The sequence below is a fragment of the Pseudomonas sp. REB1044 genome (genome assembly GCF_038813925.1).
Classification (GTDB): domain Bacteria; phylum Pseudomonadota; class Gammaproteobacteria; order Pseudomonadales; family Pseudomonadaceae; genus Aquipseudomonas; species Aquipseudomonas boreofloridensis.
Genome location: NZ_CP046139.1, coordinates 2,198,443 through 2,216,850, shown reverse-complemented (window position 1 = coordinate 2,216,850; position 18,408 = coordinate 2,198,443). Strand labels below are relative to the sequence as shown.

18 protein-coding genes and 1 pseudogene are annotated in these 18,408 nt (G+C 51.1%); 8 read left to right on the top strand and 11 right to left on the bottom strand.

All coding sequences use genetic code 11. The features are described 5' to 3' along the window. Nucleotides 1-505: 505 nt before the first annotated feature. A pseudogene (locus tag GKC70_RS10365) lies at nucleotides 506-973 on the bottom strand (transposase); the annotation flags it as partial. 240 nt (nucleotides 974-1,213) lie between these two features. Here GKC70_RS10365 and GKC70_RS10360 point away from each other — a divergent pair. The 6 genes from GKC70_RS10360 to GKC70_RS10335 all read left to right on the top strand — a co-directional run bounded on the left by GKC70_RS10360 (nucleotide 1,214) and on the right by GKC70_RS10335 (nucleotide 7,985). Beyond that, a complete protein-coding gene (locus GKC70_RS10360; protein WP_342651251.1) occupies nucleotides 1,214-1,594 on the top strand; it encodes a helix-turn-helix domain-containing protein in 381 nt (126 codons plus the stop codon). A gap of 11 nt (nucleotides 1,595-1,605) precedes the next feature. Beyond that, nucleotides 1,606-1,926 (top strand): hypothetical protein, encoded by a 321-nt coding sequence (locus GKC70_RS10355; protein ID WP_342651250.1) that lies wholly within the window; start codon nucleotides 1,606-1,608, stop codon nucleotides 1,924-1,926. A 529-nt stretch (nucleotides 1,927-2,455) separates the two neighbouring features. Then, nucleotides 2,456-3,901 (top strand): site-specific integrase, encoded by a 1,446-nt coding sequence (locus GKC70_RS10350; protein ID WP_342651249.1) that lies wholly within the window; start codon nucleotides 2,456-2,458, stop codon nucleotides 3,899-3,901. Then, complete coding sequence (locus GKC70_RS10345) at nucleotides 3,898-5,388, top strand: hypothetical protein (RefSeq protein ID WP_342651248.1); 1,491 nt, start codon at nucleotides 3,898-3,900, stop codon at nucleotides 5,386-5,388. Before GKC70_RS10350 ends, GKC70_RS10345 begins: the two co-directional genes overlap by 4 nt. Nucleotides 5,389-5,390: 2 nt before the next feature. Then, complete coding sequence (locus GKC70_RS10340; protein ID WP_342651247.1) at nucleotides 5,391-7,280, top strand: hypothetical protein; 1,890 nt, start codon at nucleotides 5,391-5,393, stop codon at nucleotides 7,278-7,280. A gap of 12 nt (nucleotides 7,281-7,292) precedes the next feature. Continuing rightward, nucleotides 7,293-7,985: a hypothetical protein gene (locus GKC70_RS10335; protein WP_342651246.1), complete on the top strand. Its 693-nt coding sequence runs from the start codon at nucleotides 7,293-7,295 to the stop codon at nucleotides 7,983-7,985. 533 nt (nucleotides 7,986-8,518) lie between these two features. Here GKC70_RS10335 and GKC70_RS10330 read toward each other — a convergent pair. The 7 genes from GKC70_RS10330 to GKC70_RS10300 form a co-directional block, all read right to left on the bottom strand. Then, the gene (locus GKC70_RS10330; RefSeq protein ID WP_342651245.1) at nucleotides 8,519-8,707 is read right to left on the bottom strand and encodes a hypothetical protein; all 189 of its coding nucleotides are present in this window, start codon (nucleotides 8,705-8,707) and stop codon (nucleotides 8,519-8,521) included. 493 nt (nucleotides 8,708-9,200) lie between these two features. Next, nucleotides 9,201-9,410 carry a hypothetical protein gene (locus tag GKC70_RS10325; protein ID WP_342651244.1) on the bottom strand — a complete coding sequence of 70 codons (210 nt, stop codon included), beginning with the start codon at nucleotides 9,408-9,410 and terminating at the stop codon, nucleotides 9,201-9,203. Nucleotides 9,411-9,470: 60 nt separating this feature from the next. Then, nucleotides 9,471-9,938, bottom strand: a complete 468-nt coding sequence (locus GKC70_RS10320) for an NUDIX domain-containing protein (protein WP_342651243.1) — start codon at nucleotides 9,936-9,938, stop codon at nucleotides 9,471-9,473. Nucleotides 9,939-9,948: 10 nt separating this feature from the next. Continuing rightward, the gene (locus GKC70_RS10315; RefSeq protein WP_342651242.1) at nucleotides 9,949-10,599 is read right to left on the bottom strand and encodes a hypothetical protein; all 651 of its coding nucleotides are present in this window, start codon (nucleotides 10,597-10,599) and stop codon (nucleotides 9,949-9,951) included. A 3-nt stretch (nucleotides 10,600-10,602) separates the two neighbouring features. Beyond that, nucleotides 10,603-12,282, bottom strand: coding sequence for an adenylosuccinate synthetase (locus GKC70_RS10310; protein ID WP_279806513.1), 1,680 nt, complete (start codon nucleotides 12,280-12,282; stop codon nucleotides 10,603-10,605). A gap of 3 nt (nucleotides 12,283-12,285) precedes the next feature. After that, on the bottom strand, nucleotides 12,286-12,825 hold the full coding sequence (locus GKC70_RS10305; protein WP_342651241.1) for an AAA family ATPase: 540 nt from the start codon (nucleotides 12,823-12,825) through the stop codon (nucleotides 12,286-12,288). Nucleotides 12,826-13,112: 287 nt separating this feature from the next. Then, nucleotides 13,113-13,313 (bottom strand): hypothetical protein, encoded by a 201-nt coding sequence (locus tag GKC70_RS10300; RefSeq protein WP_279806515.1) that lies wholly within the window; start codon nucleotides 13,311-13,313, stop codon nucleotides 13,113-13,115. Nucleotides 13,314-14,387: 1,074 nt separating this feature from the next. Between GKC70_RS10300 and GKC70_RS10295 the strand changes: the two genes are divergently transcribed. Both GKC70_RS10295 and GKC70_RS10290 read left to right on the top strand, forming a co-directional pair. Next, nucleotides 14,388-15,149 (top strand): hypothetical protein, encoded by a 762-nt coding sequence (locus tag GKC70_RS10295; RefSeq protein ID WP_279806516.1) that lies wholly within the window; start codon nucleotides 14,388-14,390, stop codon nucleotides 15,147-15,149. Beyond that, nucleotides 15,149-16,276 carry a hypothetical protein gene (locus tag GKC70_RS10290; RefSeq protein WP_342651240.1) on the top strand — a complete coding sequence of 376 codons (1,128 nt, stop codon included), beginning with the start codon at nucleotides 15,149-15,151 and terminating at the stop codon, nucleotides 16,274-16,276. Before GKC70_RS10295 ends, GKC70_RS10290 begins: the two co-directional genes overlap by 1 nt. A gap of 131 nt (nucleotides 16,277-16,407) precedes the next feature. Here GKC70_RS10290 and GKC70_RS10285 read toward each other — a convergent pair whose 3' ends face one another. From GKC70_RS10285 to GKC70_RS10275, 3 genes are all read right to left on the bottom strand, one after another. Next, nucleotides 16,408-16,776 (bottom strand): histone-like nucleoid-structuring protein, MvaT/MvaU family, encoded by a 369-nt coding sequence (locus tag GKC70_RS10285; RefSeq protein WP_342651239.1) that lies wholly within the window; start codon nucleotides 16,774-16,776, stop codon nucleotides 16,408-16,410. A gap of 73 nt (nucleotides 16,777-16,849) precedes the next feature. After that, nucleotides 16,850-18,028 (bottom strand): hypothetical protein, encoded by a 1,179-nt coding sequence (locus GKC70_RS10280; RefSeq protein ID WP_342651238.1) that lies wholly within the window; start codon nucleotides 18,026-18,028, stop codon nucleotides 16,850-16,852. Continuing rightward, nucleotides 18,028-18,354: a hypothetical protein gene (locus tag GKC70_RS10275; protein ID WP_342651237.1), complete on the bottom strand. Its 327-nt coding sequence runs from the start codon at nucleotides 18,352-18,354 to the stop codon at nucleotides 18,028-18,030. Before GKC70_RS10275 ends, GKC70_RS10280 begins: the two co-directional genes overlap by 1 nt. Between the last annotated feature and the right edge of the window lie 54 nt (nucleotides 18,355-18,408).

The window sequence follows — 18,408 nt, the reverse complement described above, 5'->3', positions numbered from 1 at the left end:
ATGCTGGCAGGTGCCTTTTACAGCTATAAGGTATTTTCAAAAACCGTACATCGCGAAATAAAAATTGTTGATGCAAAAACATCAGTACTGTCTTCCATTTGGACGCTCTGTAACGATGCGGTCAAGAAATCAACAGGCCTCGTCGCCTACTACCCTACTCAACCCAAAGACGTCTACAAAATATTAAACTCCGCATTAGACTCTGTCGAAAACCTAATGGACACCCTAAAACAACACCGACCATTCATTTTATCGGAAAGCCTCTACCTGGAAGCCATGAGTATCGCGGAAAGGTGCCACCATGAATGCAGAATGTTTGGCGGGTACTTAAACAACATAAAATCAAGCAAAAAAGTCAAAGACGCTAGCTTCTGCCCTCACAGAGCATTAAAAGAAGCAGAAACAGAGTTTCGCACCATACATAGTATGAACGAGAGCTTCTGCATCTCAGTTAGAGAATTCATAAACTCATTGAAAATTTAACTGAAAACTTTAGCTGGGCTATTTAGGCTCTATAAGAAAAGATATGTCGCAACCCCCGTATGGAGCAAGCCGGTGACACCATTGCGGCATAGCTTTTCGCGAGCTTGGTGAAGTGTGTCAAAATCCGGCGCTTCTCTTTCAGCCAGTCAAACATGCGCTCGATGATATTGCGCTGTCGGTACTTGGGCCGATCAAACAGTATGGATAAGCCAGGCTTGGGCTAGCGCTTCATCGAGCGCATAGGAATGACGAGCTGCATTCGATATCGGTCGCTGTAGCGGCGCAGCGCTTCGGCTTCATGACCCTTGTTGGCAAGCAACCACATGCAGCGTTTACGCGGACGGCCACGTTGGCTTGATGGAATGCTGACTTTGTTCAACAGTGGTTGTTCGTAGCTGATGTCACTGGCTTAACCGCCAGAGTGAAGGTAGTGCAACGTAGTCCCGTTGGCGTCGCAGAGCATGTGGATTTTGGTTGTCAGGCCACCGCGACAGTGATCGCCGGTGTCATGAGTCTCGCTCACAACCCTAGGGTTTCGGGCGTAAGTTGAAGGGAGAGAAGGACGGGGGCTAGGGAGTGATCAGGAACGTCTACAACGCTTAACTGAGCCAGGCCACAGACTCCTGATCAATCACCTGCCTACTGTTGACTCCCTTTCACTGGCACCAGCCATACCGTATATTGCGCATCGCCCTGGCTATGAGCCTGACCCCACTTCCCCTGAATGCCTATGACTTCCTTCCCCATCCCTCGAACGCCCCTAGCTGCAACCATTATCGAGGTGACAGCCAAGCTGGTTGCTGAAAAAGGCATAGCATCTGCGACCATTCGGAACATCGCCACCCAGGCCAACGTCCTTCCTCCGCAAATCTACAAGCATGTCGGAGGTATCGATCAGCTGCTAGACGCAGCGGCGCTGCACCTCTGGCAAAATAAGCCACAGCGGCCAACAGATGCCGATGACACCATCAATGGCCTGTACCAAGCAATTGAAGACCTGATCTCGTTTGGGCTGAAAACCCTGACCTCTACCTTCACATCTGCAAGCCCCGTCAGTCGGGCGTCTCTCATGTATGGCAAATTCAGCTTGATGACCTCAAGAATCGCGTAAGACTGGTCGCAGTGGCGGGACTGCTGCAAGTCAGTCAAAAACAGGCCATTGAGTTTATCCATCCTTTTTGTACAGGTATGGTCTTCAGTTGCCTGCATCAAGTGAGCCGCCCGCCTGACGCAAGCTGGCTCGTGAGGCAAGCCGTTAAACCTTTACTAAAGGCAGGCGCGAAGCGCACCTTGCACGACGGCGACCCGCCCAAAGCCGATCCCCACCGTCGAACTCAAAACCTTGCCTCTGAGTTGAGAGGCAATCTGAGCACCGTGAAAGTCTTCAGCCGTTGCGAGCATTTGCTTCTGGGAGAATGGCTGGAGCGCATCGCCGCATCCTGAATCTGGGTTCTTGAAGGCCTTGTCCGCGCGAGACCTCTGCGATCATGCCAACTGCATGCTTGGCGCCTCTGGATATCCTTTAAGCGATCCCCTTGAAGCGCGTCGAGAGCCAAGATTCGCGCCTGTAAAGCCCCTTCTCCCATCCTGAGCTCCAATCATCCCCACCCCAATCAGCCTCGTAATGGCCGTCAGCCAGCCAAGCTCAAAATATTTTTATTTTTTTTGAAGTCTTGACAATCACGGCGCTCCACTGAATCAAACGAACCGGATGGCTAAACATCCGCTTATTCTGGTGCCCTAAAAAATCTTGAGCGTTAGCCTCAGACGACGATTTAGTCCGTAAAACCAGCCTCGCCATACTAACCCGGCGCCCCATAATCGATAACGTCGTTATATATAGCTATACAACACCGATACAGATAAATTTTAAATTAACCTAAAAAGTTAAGAAGCGTGCAATAGCGTGCAGTTGCATGCTTGAAAGTGTCCATGTAACCATTTGGTCATCCCAACAGAACTGGACACTGAGATGAACTCCGTGGCGTTACCTGGCCGACTTACCTCTTTTGCGCCACCGCTCCTAATCGCAATCACCAAGAATGGAAAAAAGATCTTTGCGCTGGCCTCAAACGACAAGGTGATGGATGACTTTTTTGAAAGCTGGTGCGCCATGCTCAGCCAAAAAAAATCTTTTAGAACAGTGAAGGCCTACGCGGGATATAACAGAGTATTCTTGGAGCTTCTGCAACTGCTCACGCATCTGCATGGGGAACTTACAGCCCCACTGCTCAGTGAGATTATCGAAAATTATGAGAACTTCTTAGTATTCGGAACTTCTAGCGAACACCCTATGATCGCAAAGGCGGCTCGTATCATGGGGGATCGGAACCTTTCCGGCAGTTCTGTGGGCGTTGCGCTGGCGGCGCTCAATAGCTTTGTCGCAGCCAGTGAACGCTTTCGCCTAGGCTTACTGGAGTTGGAAGCACAAGGCTATATCAAGTCTAAACATTTGTCGGGTTTTTCGCTGGCTCAAGCGGTCAAAATCGAAACAACCTCCAGCGTCAGAAGTGCTATCAAGAAAAACAGCTGGTTAGCGGGTTGCCTGGCCGGAGGTGCGCGTCGCATCAAACGAGCTGGACTTTCAGCGATCTCCAAGCCTTCAGCACTTGCGTATACCGACAACTATGGAGGAGACGAGTACGCATTTCCGATTGACCGCTGCAAAGAGCTTATTGAATCGGCTCCGAGTGCGCGTGACAAAATGCTGTGGAGCTTGCTGGCAGCGACAGGTGCGCGCATATCAGAAGCACTGACAATGCTCAACGAAGACGTCAAGCCTCACGTCGACCCAGGTTATAGCCGTATTGTGATCATTGATCCAGACACACGGCGGAATGCACTAATTAAGTACCTTTCAGCTTCCGACATTGATGCACTTCCGCATAAAGGACGCGCTCACACTGAAACTTTTATGATAGAGCCGTTCGCGTCGATGTTCTGGATTGCGCTGGAGGAATATAAAGCTGAGATTCGGGCTCAAAAATTGATGGCGCCTGTTAGACATGAGTTTTTAGTGAGAAATCTCGTAAACGGCGAGCCGATGCACAGCAGCTATCAAGCACTGTATGAGCGTTTTAGGAAAGCGGCATTTGATTTGACTCAGAAGTCATATGGTTTTCATTCTTTGAGACATATGTACGGCTATTACCTCGTCAACCATTGTCCCAACCCGAATCCTCACAGCAACAGACGTTACGGATTCGAACTGAGCCTGGTTCAGCAGCTGATGGGGCACGCACTCATCAAGACTACCCGAAGATACGCTCGACAGGACGCCCATCTGCTGCAGGCGGCACTTTCAGCTGCGAACTTTGCTCGTCTGTCCGGCGGGCCCAAGACCATGCTTGAAGCAAGGATTGCGTACCATCAGCAGGAAATCAAACAACTTCAACAGCTCGCCCTGGAGGCAGTATGATTAACCCTTCTCACACCGATCCTATTTGGCTAATTAAAAACAAAGAAATTGGCCCCGCTTTCGATATGGCTATGATCGATGTAAGGCACCGCTACTGGAAAAAATATAACACAGTGGACGGCGGTCGCCCGCGCGACGTATTACTTGCTCTCAACCAATTGGGCGCTCGCCCTTTCTTCGCATTGAAACGCGCGCAGATTGAACAACTGCTGACGTGCTGTTTTTCTGGAAATGATAAGAGGGAGGAAATCGTTAATGCCATCATTCCTGAATTCCCAGTATCTCGCACTGCACCCCTGATTTCACTGCTGAAGCTGGCATTTCTCCGTCTATGGGTGGAGAAAAAAATAATTCTACCGCTTGGCTGGAACTGCCCTATTAACAGCGATGGTATTTTGGACGATATCATCCAAGAGCACGCAGACAGCTGCCCCATGCTCATCAAAATTAGGGAGCTGAACCCCGTATCATCGCTTACCTACAGTGGAGCGATGACCAAGAAAGAGCGCGAACTCAGGGCCAGCGGCTGGATGCGCTTATTGGTCGCCTCTAACCTGCATGACGCCAAAAACTTTACAGCAGAAGATGCTCGCGACTTGAAACTCCGGAGTTTTGGACACAAATCAGAGCTTGCTAGATTTTACACCGACGATTTTTCCGTATTTCTGGCCAACGCCTCCAATAGTCCTTGGATGCGAGATGCAGTCAATCAAATTCTTGCTGAAAGCCGCGAACAAGCCAAGCAGGCTCACAAATTAAAGTATGCTGCTGCTCAAAAAACCAAGGTTAGCAAACAACATTTGAAAATGGTTGAGAAAACTCGCTCTTATTTAGAGGGAACCAACCATGGCATCGAGCGGCTTGCAACCATCTTTTCCGACGCAAGGGATCTAAGCCGCGCATTTAGAATGGATAACAGCCCAGCACTCCCCGGTGGACTTGAACTACTGCCTGAAAAGGTCGTAAATTTCTGCAAGATGCTTAACGCAACCTATCTCGCATACATCAAGTCAAGAAGACTTGAAAGCGAAAAAAACAAAAGAACTTCGCTTTACTACCTGCTTGCCTATTGCGGCCCCTACCTATACAAATTCTTCATGAATCGCGATGGAAACCTAGACTCCTACCCAAGTACATTCAACGATTTTAGCTGCGCCATTTATATTACAGCCGACGCCGACCTCTTGAAAGAAGTTGGAAACTTTGAGAAAGAGCTTCCCGAAACACTAATCTCGATGATCAGCATTCTTGTCGAAATCAACCAGAATACGCCAGACACTCAATATCAAAGAACCTACCCTATCGATGAGTTCTTCGACTATATCATTTCCCAGTCTACTGTCATCCCCAATGCAGATAAAGTAAGAAATAGCTTTTCTCCCGCCTGCTACCCGAAAACAGTAAAACGCTGGGGACTAGCAAGAAACCAATCCCAAGGACATATTTCTCGACCTTTATCAGCATGCTGTACTCACTGGAATATCTAACTATGCACCTCAATGGCATGGCAGACGGTAGTGAACCTGGTGTCGTCTCCGGCGAGCTGGCCTGGCCCACACTGAGCGAGCTTGTACATGGTTCAAATTGGTCGGGGCTGTGGGGTCAGGGTGCCATGAGCTGCGAAAGCGTCGACCTCAACGCACTCAACTTCAGCCCCATTTTCTATCACAATGGGAAGCCCACTCCGTTCAAGTACATTCCAAGATTCTACCGAATCTCAGACATGCACATTGATGGGAGTGTGCAGCCGCGCATCATCATGAACGATGTACGCTCTACTTTGCTTATGTGTGAGACCGGCATCCGCCAGCAGCACTTGCTGTGGCTAGATAAAGATAGATATGCAAACTATGTAGAGCGCAATATGACCAGGCCACTGGCCCCGCTGCTAGTAAGTACAGACAAAGCTCATGGCGAATGGACTGCGATTGTCTCCAGCAGAGTTATCGATATTTTAGACAGGCAGAGCAAATGGTATGAACGCTGCACGGAAGCCAGCTTTCAAAATAAAGTTTGGTATAACTACAATACAAACTCCAAGTTCGGGCGTCTACGCCCTCTCTTTAGGCTCGCGCTCACCCCTAACGGGTGGAGCAACTATGATCCCTTCAGACTTCTCTTGCTGTGCTTGCAGCAGTTTTTCAAGTTTGAACTAGGGGATATGCGCTGCCCTGACGTTGTGTGGTGCAAACCACCTGCGGGCTCTACTGAAGACATTCAACTTATCATTGACCATTCAGTTGCTGGCGTGTCGTCCATCACAGCTAGCATCCTTACTAGCGACTACACACCTCATGGCCTGAGAGCAGGTTTTGTGTCGGAGGCAATCAAATTCCTACCTCCAAGCATTGTTGGTCAGTGGCTCACCGGCCAGTCAGAGCCCCTAGTAAATTATTATTCAGTTTTTGATGAGAGCGACCTCGGGATGACTCATCAGCAAATGCTCTGCATGTCTCTCATGAGCAATCAAAGCAAGTTGTCGTCCGGTGATCTTCCAGAACTGGCCGCAGCAATTTCAAAACTAAACTTAACCCTTCAGAGTGATATCGCAAGTGACCCTGTAACTGCCATCAGCCAACACAGACTCATGAGCCTGTCGAGTGTAAAGCGGGAGTCAACAACTGGCTTGGACAGGATCCTTGCGAGGGAAATTAGTGAGCTCGCGTTTAATACCACGCATATCTGCCCTTTTAACAACACATGCCCTAAGGACGTCCTCGACTTATTTGGTGAGCCTAACTGCTGTTCTGCCTGTCCATTTGCTATCCGAGGAGTAGCGCATCTGCCAGCGATTTCCGCAAAGAAAGACAAATATCGAGAACTGATGGCAGGCACGCTGACTCTTATTCAACAATACGTCGCACGCAAACCAGCGGCTCGAATTAGCACTGAGCTTGAACAGCTTGAGGCTCAAAATGATCGCTTTGCACGGGAGGCCTGCCTTTTAGAGGCGATTGAGATTCAGCTTTTCCAGATGTATGAGAAAGGATTGGAACAGGAGCTTATGGTGAAAGACCGTGAGGAGATCGTAAAACACTACGAGCGATTCTCGCTTCCTGAAGAGGCCGGACTGCTGAAAAGGCTGATAGATGTCCAGAATTTCCCTGATGCTTCATCTGAAGATTTGAGTATGAAGCTAGCACACCTACGATATGTGTTATTAATGAAAGAGGGAGACATTTCTAAGCTACTGGGGATTGACCCAGACAAAACGACCCCGATTGCTACCAAAGTTTCGGCACAGATCAGCTCAATGGTTTTGTCCGGGGCAATCACTCCATTTGAATTGTTTGCTGTAAGCTCGGGAGACTCAAATGCCATCAAAGAATTGATTTCAGCGCCCGCCCAAAAAATCAAACTCACACACATGGTGGCTTAAAAGCTTAGGCGTATGAAAAACAAAACTAAGACCATGAAGCCACCGAAGAAGCCATCTACATTCGATGAGTATGTAGCAGCCAGATCCGCGCAAACTGAAAAAATGTTGCAACAGGCTATTCGCGTGGTATCTGCCCGTAAATATTCCACCATTACCGATTACTGCAAAGCTTTGTCAGGGGTGATATCGGAGGTGAGGGAAGCAAAGTCTGGCGACCCCACGACTCCTTTCTTCAACAAGAAGATTCGAGCCTTTAGCTACATTACATTGCTGCGAAATAATGATTATAGACATTTAGTAGATACAGCATTTAATCATGGACGTGAATCGCTGGATGAGCCGGAAGCCGTATCGGAAGAAATCTTATTGAAAATTTCCAGCTTGCAAGCACAGGTCAATCTCTTGAAAGATCGACTCAGCGGAGTTAAAACCGGAGTTGATTCGAACGCCCTTTTGGATGCGAACGCTCAGGAAACGATCCAAAAACTTGCATCCTATCTCACTGCCACGCTAGGTGCGTATAGCACGATGCGTCAACAGCTGAGTGGCTTTACCAAAGTTATTACCACGCCGACTGAAAAACATAAGATCGCTGGCTTATACAGCGGAATGGGGATGATTATTGATATGGAGGCCTTGCATGAGATTGAAGATGGCCGAAAGTTTTTGGAGCACCTTGTTCAGTCTAACCAGGGCTTTAGATAGTACAAAAAAACCTAGCATGATGCATTAGCACCTTGCCGACCTGACTGAGATGGCCCTTTTACTAGCGCTTCTTTTTCAAGGAGTGTGGGAAGCCGCAGATACCGTAGTGGGGAGCATTATAGGTTGCTGAGGGTGAATCGTGGGATGCTTATGTGCAGTAATGAATCTTGCTACTGCTAGCATCCCAGTAGAATCCAAAGCCCCCCGTACGACCAGGAATGCAATGATGGCCATATTGACAGATATTCCAGCCCCTGTCCCTGCCCCGACTTTAGGCCGGTTTCCATATAGCCTGCTCAAATCAGACAATCCGAGTAACCAGCTAAGCTCGGAACAAGGCCAGCGGAACAGACGCTCACTCCTCTAACCGGTGTCCCGTACCGCCAAATACAGTCCCGCCCACGATCATCGAGGCCGCAGCAACGCCCCCCGCAAGACCTCAATCATGTCAGGACTCGCTAAGCCTAAATGGAGACCGTTGAAGACTGCTTCAATCGCCATCCTTGATGTCGTGTAAGCAGGTCTAGGCCCACTTATATCACGCGCGCCACCGCAACCCTTTGTTTCTGACTCCGGCTGAACAGGTGAGTGACCGCTAAGAACAGCGCCATACCGATCACATCCGCTACGAAGTGCTGGTACGCATGAGCGAATGGAATTCCGTTGGTCATCGGATCGATCCACATTTCATTGCCCATGGATAAGGCGAGGACGAACAGCACCCCATCATGGGCTTCCAGCTCACGCCTTCTCTGAAGTCTCGGATAGTCGAACGCCTCGCTGTACGAATGAGCGCGAGCGGCCAAGCGTGGAAAGGCATTGCGAGGATTCGATCAGCCGCTTTCCTCACGTTGAGGATTTGGATATCCGAACGATCACACGACAGGTAACTCAGGGCAAAGGGGAACGTGAACCCGAACAGGGCGTGGCAGATGTTGTAATTCCAGGCTATCACGTCGATCAGAAAAAGCTGGATGCACAAGTACGATAGGCTGATCATGGTGAAGATCAGCCCCGGTACCCAGATACTGTTTCGTTTCAATCGCATGCGTCGATCTCCTTACCCCGGATGTGGCCTCACGCAGACCTTACAGGGAATTCGGAGCGGGGCAAGTCAAAATGGCCTGTTGTTTTCCTGTAAACATAGTCATTTAGGAGGTAACAAGCGCATGCGTAGATCTCCCAAAAACTCGCCACTTAGAGAGGGTAATGAGATCACTGAAGCGTTGGCGATGGATGTCCCATCATGCGTAGCTGGTATTCAGAGAGAGCCTTCCAGAGCGACTCCCCCTCAAGCCTCAAGCGCTCAACTTCTTCCTCAGGCCGGTTCGCTGCCATCGCCTCGTAGTAGAGCTTCAACGCGTCCAAGGCGCTGGCCATCAGCGGGTCTTGGGCATCAAAAATTGATAACAAAGCCTTCGCCATCTTCGTGTCCTTCGATCCTCAGGGTCTGCTCGCCGTAATACGAGCGACCGTGGTCAGCGATTAACCTGCCGGTGGTTGGTTGTCGAGAGCCGTGGCGAATAGGCTTTGTAAGCCTTGCGGATACACATCTTCCTCAATGGATGCGAGTTCCGCTTCTGACCACCACCTAGCCTCACGAACGGCTTCACGCTCCTGAGCAGACCATAGCGCACTCGAACACTGCTCTCCCCTGACGCGAACCACGTAGTATTGCTCTGAGGCAATCACATGCTCACCATCCGGCATCTGCCACGGAAACACGCGGAGTGCCACACATTGGCCGACTGACTGCACGTGGATCCCCGTTTCTTCATACAGCTCGCGAATCGCAGCCGACTCGAATGTTTCGTCGTCCCGCAGCTTACCACCCGGGGTGGCCCAGTAGCATTTGCCTGCCAACAAGCCGCTGCAATACCGGATGTTGAAAAGTAGTAGCCGGTTTGCATCGCTGATCAGCAAAATACGGGAAGCTAGGCGGCTGCGTGGCATATGCCAGCTCCTATGCAATCACGCCTAGCACTTCACTACCCTGCATTCGGCGCACCTCGACCACGAAGTCAGCGATGTTCGGGACGGCGTAGTCAACCACCAGCTCAACAACATTTTTCACTGGTTTGCCTGCACGGTTCACAGGGTAATCGGGAATTCTGCAGAAAATATCCCTACCGCGCCGATGCGGCATGGGCCAGGTGTTGCCTGAATTCATGTGGCATAGCCATATGCTTCGCGCATACGCCGGGATGAAAGACGCCGAGTCTAATGTCAGGACATCGTGCTCAAGCTTCCGGTAGTCACGCGCCCCCAAGAGATTGTGCAACCTAGTCTCTTCGGCCCAAAAAAATACCTTGTTGTTGATCAACTCATACCATTCTCGCGGCGTCGTCCCATCTGTGAGCGCCTGCAGCAACCGCCCTTCCGGCATAGGCTTCTGATCTCGAAGCACAATGTCCGAAGGATCGCCATGCCTCACATTCATCTTCTGGCCTCGGTGCTCGCTCTCGAACTGTGAACGCTCAACTCCCGTAACATCGAGGTGATCCAGGACTGCTGTAGCGCTCATCAGCCCGCGCTTGCGAATACTGTCCCAGGCGCCGCGCTCTGCCATGTGATAGACCCGAGGGTAAAGTTCGATTAGCTTGTTTACATCCATGTCTTACCTCCGCCCTGAGCGCCCAGTCCAATTGCGTCGATCGATCAAGGATCTCAGATCGCTGTGATCCGGCTCGCGGGGAAACCGGGTGTTTATCAAGGACACAGGCGCTTGCGCAACGCGCTCTAGCTCCTCAACGAATTTGATTGTGTCGGCATCAAGCTGCTCGAACCGCCTTGCATTACCATTGGTCGATTTGAGGTAATCAGCAAAGGTCAAGACGATGTCGGTTGGTGCATTTAGCGCGCATGCCTTTCGAAACTGATCCCACTCGAACCAGCCGACGCGCCGGTATCTGCGGGTAGTTGACGTCTTCTCCGCTTCGTTCAAGGCCTTTGCATCAAGGCCTGCCCGCTGTGCAATAACATCAAAAGTCGTCGCATGCTTCAGCGTTCCAGAGGTGTGACCTTTGTTACCGTCAGGATCGCCCACACGGATAGGCATAGGACGGATAACCATCAATATTTTCCGTATCCTGCTGGGTGATATGCCTGCCTCTGCAATGCAACCCGCGACGTTAGTGTCTCTCGATGTCACGTGGGGGTAATCGCCGTGAAAAATGCTGAGCCCACTACCCTGGGTACCTTCGAGCAGAATGGATTGTCCGCTTCGATAGGATTCTTCCAGGCGATCTGAGGTGCAACCGTGGTAATTTCCGGGTATCCCGACGTAGGGTTCAAGCTCTTTCACATCCCGAGCGAACCTGATCTCCTTTCCTCTGTTCAAAATGCGCCGAGCAGCCGCTGCTCCACTTCCGCTACCAGTGGAGGCAATGGTAGAGACTAGATGCCCTCCCTTTTCTGTCTCGATATCCTGATCCTCAATAATGATGGCTTGAGGATCGATGAACAGCCTGTCTGCACCGATTGAGCATTCTTTGATCTCCGTCAGAAGTCCCGGCAGGTGGATTGTCATGCCAGGGCCCAGCAACAGACGCGCGCTTACATCACGCGCTCCCGAGGGTAAGTGGTGGTACGTGTAGGCGCCGGCAGAACTGGCCACTGTATGCCCCGCGTTTGGCCCACCTACGCGGACGATAACGTCATACTCACGGGCCAGGTAGGAGACAATGTTGCCTTTACCCTCGCTTCCATATTGACCACCGATGAGGACATCAACACATCTAATTTCGGGCGGGGTGTATAGATGTAGTCGAGCAGCAACGCGTACGAGCGTATCTTTCGCGTCGGAGCGGTCGGTGAAGATACGTACATCGGCATCTGCCTTCAGCGCGCTGATTTGCGCCTGATCCTTGAGTTGGTTGACTTCATCGTACGACAGGGTAGGAGCAGCATCAGGAGCGCGTGCCGCGAAACGTTCTCGCAGAGTGGGTTCACTGGCGTAAAGATGGACATGAATCAGGTTTCCGCCAAACGCCTGGCGGAACTGAATCACCTGTTCTAGTGAGTCCAGATGATCAACCACCAATGGCCGACCATCATGGCCATCCGCACAAATTGCTTTGGTGGCTTCCAGCATCCATTGCGTTTGTTCGCTTTCCCCCAGCTCCCGCCGCCGATCAATCAAACTGGTTTGAGGCGTGCTGAGGCTCCACTCGGCTGCTTGTGACACGCGACGTTCGCAAATCACCTCAAAACCAAATTCTTTTTCAAGCAAGCGTGCAAGGCCGCTTTTGCCGCTACACGCTTTGCCAGTGATCACAACGATCTGACGACTTTCCATGCGCTAATGCTCCCAGAGTTCCAGTATCTGATTGGCGATGTCAAAAAGATTGAGTTCCTCGGTGTTCACCACCTTGTCAGCGATACATTCGAGCGACCGCGCGCTCTGCTCATTGGGGTGGTAAACGCTGGATTGATACAGCGCAAGCTGATCGGCTCCGCGCTCAGCGTATCTACGCTGAAGAACCGACTCGGGTGCAGTCACGTGAACATGCCTTACCGCGTTTCTGAAGTGGAGCCTAAACAGCTCCACCTGACGGGCCTTGCGCACTGCATCCAGCAACCAACTCTCGGTATTTGGACGCGCGTCGATTGCTGGTCTGGCGACCGATTCAATTAGCCAGGAAAAATCTGTGGCGCTATCCAGTGCATCGCCAAGCTCCTGGAGGTTATGGCGGTCATTGGGCTCATCTCGGGCGGCCAGCTGCGCCCGAAGAAAGCTGCCGCTGCTTATTGCTTCGAACCCATGGTGTGCTTTCAAGCATTCGGAAACGGAGGTTTTGCCGCTAGCCATCGGGCCACTTAAAAGAAGTAGACGCTTCACCTGCAGGGATCCCTCTCCATAACACGCAATTTTTGCTAAAGCGTAGCTGCTTTCTCACCTCACGATGGCTTTTTGACATGAAGTGCGAGCGGTGAGCGGTGACCTGGCTTCTCCCCGGATGGAAACAGCCATAAGCACCGCGCAGCCTACTGAGCCAGATCGGTATTTGCCTTAGGACTCCAAGGATATTGGAACAGTCAGCTTCGACCTCGCTGGCTGGAAAACCCACGGTGGCTTCCACCACCGCTCGGGGCAAAGCAACTTGGAGAATTCAACGCGTTTGCCTTCTAATTCAGTTGGAGCACCATACCCGGCAGCTCGTCCACTTCACTGACAACCTCGCCATCCAGCCCTGGCAAAAAATTGCTTTGGCCCCCTCCTTCCGTTGCAGAAGCAAACGGGGTCTGCAGCGTCACCGCCATGACGACGACCAAATTGCTTTTCGGCATTGCCACCAACAGCGCATGCCAATGCGTTTGGTCGCCCATCACCCTCGCCTCCGGCGCAACCTACCGTGCCATCTCGACGCAAAATGCTTTGCTTTAGCACCCTGAATTTGCATTGGATCGCAGCAAAAGGCGAGAAACACAACGTTATCCAATTAGCTTGGCAGCAGGCTCTGCCTCAATTGGTTACCAAACCGGTGCGACGTATAACGGAGCACCGGTTCGCGCGACCGTTTGCAACACTGCGAACCGTGCACGCTTGCCAAATCAATTGCCTAACTATTGATACTGGCGTAGCAAATTTGATTTCACAATGAACGCTGAGGCACGCATGGCGAGAATCAATAACCCATTTGGACGGCGGTCATGCATCGTGAGGCTGGCAGAATCGACGCATAGGCAATGACGCATACCACCTGTGACAACAGAAAATATGTATCGCTTGGAATATACTTGGACGCGCAACAATCCAATTGGGTTTTTAGCATCTCAGCAAAAATCCGATTGAATGTTCAGAATTGTAAATGACAGCGCGCAAAATCAATTCGCAGCTAATAACAAAGATATTTCTTGCCCAGTGGTAGTAATTACCATCCCAAGCTGACGCTCTATTAATGGCCCGGGCGGGCGCACCACATCAATGAACGAAAATAAAGAAATAAATGCCCTTCGCCCGGGCGCGCCACACCTACAACGCATAACAATTATTTGCAAGCTCACTGACAGTGGATGGCTCGCCACAAAATGTGAGGAAACACCATCAAAAAGTGTACTTTTACACAATAAGTGGATCCGAGCCCTTGAAACTCGCGGCCTCTACCGATTTCTTGAAATTAGTGCTTGCCGAGCAGAGTTTTCTCGCTAGGATATTGTTCAAACAGCGTTCAATGGTTAGCCGACAGGCAGGCCTCGTCGCACCGGTAAAAAACTAATTGGGGAGTACTGCTAGTGGGTGAATGGTCGAAAAGTGTGGGGGAGCACGGTGAGGACATTGTCTCAGCGTTCTTGAACCTGATCGGTTGGAAGGCAGCGATTCAGAACATGGATGTGGCTTGCATCCGACCTACCCCACACCAGGTTTCAAGCTCCGCACGGTCTTCCCATGGAATCGACTTCGTGTACTCAGACCGCTCACCTCTGGAGGATGGAGTCTTCAAGCATTTTTGCATCTCGTCGAAGTTTTCAACACAAGCCTACCCCGCCTCTCCTACAAATCAGTTTAAAAGCCATTTCATCGACCTAGCCATGGCCATGGAATGTTTCAAGCGCTCACAGCAACGCAGGGATATCAACACTGGTAGGACAGGCATCAGCACCGAGGTGATATCAGGCGTCTTGTTCTGGATCAACGACAAAAACGCCAAGGATCACGACGTGGTATCTGAGGTGGCCAGCTGCCGGATGCTCGACGAATTCAATTACGGCACTATCTACGTGGTAGATAACAAGCGGGCCAGCTTCCTATACGAAGCCATCACCTTCATGCGCAATGCCTACGGTGCCGCCAGCGTCAAATTCCTGTACCCCGCGACAGGCAAGAATGTCGACCCATCCCAGCGGGTAACCTCGGGTGATGTGCTACCTGCTGAATATCTCACCAGCGGAATCATTCCCTTCTTCATCACCGATGGCGCCGCCAAGAAACTGGCTGTGTGCTGTGACGACACCTTCAGTGAGGAGGGTATGCGCCGGCTGATCGGGTATCTCAGCTCTGTTGCACTGGATTACCCACAGCAGGTGCTGATCTGCTTCCCTGACTACAACTTCAGCCAACACAGTCGCCAAGCCGCTTTGGCTAAAGCGTCGATTGCTAACAAAGACTTCGCCGACCTGGTGGAAGTGATCAGCTACCGTTCCGATTTCCGGAGTATTGTGTAATGCAGATTGATGATGAAAACGCCATCCTGCCCCAAGGGGAAAGCTTGCGCAGCTACTTGGTTCAGCCATTCGTATCCAAAGGTGATCTGAAAACCCTGCTCCGCCGACGTGGCGTTTTTACCTCGCTGCAGGACAAGGAGCAGAGCATTCCTGCATTGACGCTGTCGCTGCTCAAGCCTAGCGAATTTGTCGAGCTCCAGCAGCTTTACACCGCTAAGGAAGACAACCCGAAGATCACCACCCAGATAATCGAGTGGGCCGGTACTGAAACGTTGATTAGCAGCATCCCGGACGACCTTGACGTGAACAAGGTCTTGGATTTGGACTTCGAGAATTTCAAAGTTTTGAACGCCCCAAGCTTCTATCCGGTACCTGGCAGCCTAGATGCGATTCGGATGGATTTTGAAATTGAGCGTCTCGACCGCTCCAAAAGCTGGGCAGATTCACGCAAGCGGTTCAAGGCTTCGATCGAGATTCAAAAAAACAAGTCCAAGGACGAGCTGATCGTGATCAGCACCCACACAGCCCCTGAGACCAAACAGACGAACCGCGCCGTTACCAAGCATCTCATCAGTCACTTCAAGGAACACGGCCAGATCGCCCAAAAAGCCAAGGTTCGCCAGATTCGATTCTGCGATTTCACTAACGCCAAACGATTTGACTATCTATTGGGCCTGACCAGGGACAGCCGCTATGCAACCGTCTCGTTCGTGGAGGTTGTAGACATCGGCTTGGTGCCCGATGAGGAACAATCGTTACCTGAAACGCTGGGTTGGATGGAAGAGCGCATACGCGGCCTCGATCTGCGCGGGGTAGGCCTAGAGGACTCTGATTTCTTGGCCAACGCAAAATACCGGACGTGCTTGCTCATTCACCGCCTAGACGCCAAATTTCGCTTTAGCCTCCTCGGTTTAGATGGGAATTGCGTTATTTCATTGAGCTTCCCTGAATTCAACAACGGTCAAAACCGCGACAGCGAAATTGAACTGAGAATTAAAAACATCGATTTTGATGAGCCCCGTCGAGGCTTAGACAAAAATGAGGCGAAGCAGATGATTTTGAAGGAGCTGGAGTTCGAGAAAATCGAGACGTTCAAAGCGCTATCAAAGCTCGAAGAACCCGCTTGAACGCGAAGGTTAGTCAATCCTTGAGCTGTGTTGGGCGTGCTGAATGCAGTCAAGCGGGTTGCGCTGACGCGTAACGCGCTTTGCCTGGCGTATCGCAGAAAAGCCCCGCTAAGCGGGGCTGTGAACGCTAATTATTGAATCCAGGATTCGACTTTGGCAACGCCGTACTTCGCTTTCCACTCTTTCAGAATTTTGTGATTACCACCCTTGGTTTGAATCACTTTACCGCTTTCTGGATTTTTATACTGCTTGACCTGGCGAGCCCGGCGCTGCGACTTCTCTGGAACAACAGCAGAAGCTGCATCACGTCGTCCCGACTGAGGATCCAGGATGTTAATGATGTCACGTAGGCTGTAACCATATTTACTCAACAGGTCACGCAGTTTGGTCTCAAACTCGATCTCTTTCTGAAGCTCACTGCTGCCTTTCAAAGCCTCCAGTTCAGCCAGCTGGGCGGCCAATTTTTGCTCAAGTTGACGAAACTCTGCAAGACGCGACATGTGAATGCTCCATAATGTGTAGATGGTCTTGAGAGAATCCTAACCCAGTTAAAGTTCAAACCCAAATGAAAATTCACGGCCACCAGTCATCGACTTGCTTACTGCTGCTCCAGTAGCCGTATTCTGAGTTTGGCAATTCAACGGACAGCTCAATGACTTTAGAAATATCCACTTTTAATGGATCAAGCAGCTCAACTTGTTGTGTAGCCCAGCTAACCCACATCGCCATTGCCATCTGAGTTGCTTCGTCCGGAGGCGAGCCTTCGACTGTCGCCCGGATGAACGCTCGCAGCCGCTGAGCGCGCTCCCAGCTTTCTAGATTTTTCATCAAATTCTGGCGCAGTTTGTCCAAGCGACGCTGCTGATCAATACCCTCTTTGCGCACCCGCTCCTCTTCGGCCCATCGGCGGCGACTTGCCTCATCGGATAATCGTTGGGCTTTCACGGAAGCGGCAATACGAACTAGACCTGTCAGGATTTGACCGAGCTTCGACTCAAGCTTTCCTGTCTTGCTGTCAGTCCAAGTTTTTTGAATCAGAACCTCAGATCGTGCATCGACGATGACGGAAAATATACCAGTTGGCTCCCAGCCGAAGCGAGCGGCTCTCATCGCGGCAAAGTCAGGCTCCCATAGCTGTCCAGGCTTGAGAGGTTTGGGAGGGGGCGGTGGAATATCGAAGCGTTTTATGCGCTCCTGGATTGTGATCAGTAGCTCCTCCCCGTCGACTCGCACGAAACTACCTTTATTACCAACACCCCAGGAGTACCCCAACGACTCGCTGACTTTGATCAAGCTGTCATAGAGAAGCGCGCAGCGATCCACCTCATTCCGGGATATGTGCGAGCTCAATACCTTTGTTTTGTCAAACACCAGTGCACCGTTGATGTCCTTGGCCTTGCTCGCTGCACCAAGCCATTTTTTTACCAACGGATGGGGGGCGGATAACTCCGTTGGCACGATCAACATCTTAGGGTCTTTGACTACATTCTCTGGCTTCAGCCTGGCAGCCTTCTCGACATTTAGAACATGAAACGTGATTGCCGTGGTAGAGGCTGGGGGCTTTGGACGACGCGGGCGTTTCGAGGCTGGCTTGGCCCAGTGGCCCCGGGTGGGCAACGTAATCCCCGCTTTGCGGCAGGCCTTCGAAAAGCCCACATCTGAAACACCAATTTCCTTAGCGATGATGAGGACAGGTCGCTCCCACACCATTTCAAAAAGCTGTTGAGGTGTGAAGGTCTTTTCGACGTACATTACTCATCCCTTGTGGCATCCAAAGCGTTGTACCAATCAGCGTATGGCGAAAGGTCTACCCGACATCGATTGTAGTCAGGGCTGCCGTCGTCCCACCAAACGGGCCCCCGCTCGCCCAGTTCTACTTTGGCGGCATTCACTCGCGCACGCGCAGATTTGAGCATGCTCGAATCGTCAGCGCGCTTAGCCCTTTTGACATCTCGTCGAGCATCCATCAGGTCATGGACAAGGCGCTGCCGCTCGCATTCACTCAACGAAGGGTTCGTGCAGCGCCAGAGCTGACCTTTGACAACAAAATAGCGTCCGTCCGGTGTCGTTGGATGCATAGATTAGATCGCGTGAGCATTACACCAAGGACACCAGAGATGACTCAAAGGCTG

Bases quoted from the DNA above. Each gene is read 5' to 3' on its own strand.
- GKC70_RS10325 (WP_342651244.1), bottom strand. From the start codon at position 9,410: ATGGCGAAGGCTTTGTTATCAATTTTTGATGCCCAAGACCCGCTGATG.
- GKC70_RS10315 (WP_342651242.1), bottom strand. From the start codon at position 10,599: ATGGATGTAAACAAGCTAATCGAACTTTACCCTCGGGTCTATCACATG.
- GKC70_RS10360 (WP_342651251.1), top strand. From the start codon at position 1,214: ATGACTTCCTTCCCCATCCCTCGAACGCCCCTAGCTGCAACCATTATC.
- GKC70_RS10340 (WP_342651247.1), top strand. From the start codon at position 5,391: ATGCACCTCAATGGCATGGCAGACGGTAGTGAACCTGGTGTCGTCTCC.
- GKC70_RS10350 (WP_342651249.1), top strand. From the start codon at position 2,456: ATGAACTCCGTGGCGTTACCTGGCCGACTTACCTCTTTTGCGCCACCG.
- GKC70_RS10290 (WP_342651240.1), top strand. From the start codon at position 15,149: ATGCAGATTGATGATGAAAACGCCATCCTGCCCCAAGGGGAAAGCTTG.
- GKC70_RS10310 (WP_279806513.1), bottom strand. From the start codon at position 12,282: ATGGAAAGTCGTCAGATCGTTGTGATCACTGGCAAAGCGTGTAGCGGC.
- GKC70_RS10320 (WP_342651243.1), bottom strand. From the start codon at position 9,938: ATGCCACGCAGCCGCCTAGCTTCCCGTATTTTGCTGATCAGCGATGCA.
- GKC70_RS10335 (WP_342651246.1), top strand. From the start codon at position 7,293: ATGAAAAACAAAACTAAGACCATGAAGCCACCGAAGAAGCCATCTACA.
- GKC70_RS10345 (WP_342651248.1), top strand. From the start codon at position 3,898: ATGATTAACCCTTCTCACACCGATCCTATTTGGCTAATTAAAAACAAA.
- GKC70_RS10300 (WP_279806515.1), bottom strand. From the start codon at position 13,313: ATGGGCGACCAAACGCATTGGCATGCGCTGTTGGTGGCAATGCCGAAA.
- GKC70_RS10280 (WP_342651238.1), bottom strand. From the start codon at position 18,028: ATGTACGTCGAAAAGACCTTCACACCTCAACAGCTTTTTGAAATGGTG.
- GKC70_RS10275 (WP_342651237.1), bottom strand. From the start codon at position 18,354: ATGCATCCAACGACACCGGACGGACGCTATTTTGTTGTCAAAGGTCAG.
- GKC70_RS10285 (WP_342651239.1), bottom strand. From the start codon at position 16,776: ATGTCGCGTCTTGCAGAGTTTCGTCAACTTGAGCAAAAATTGGCCGCC.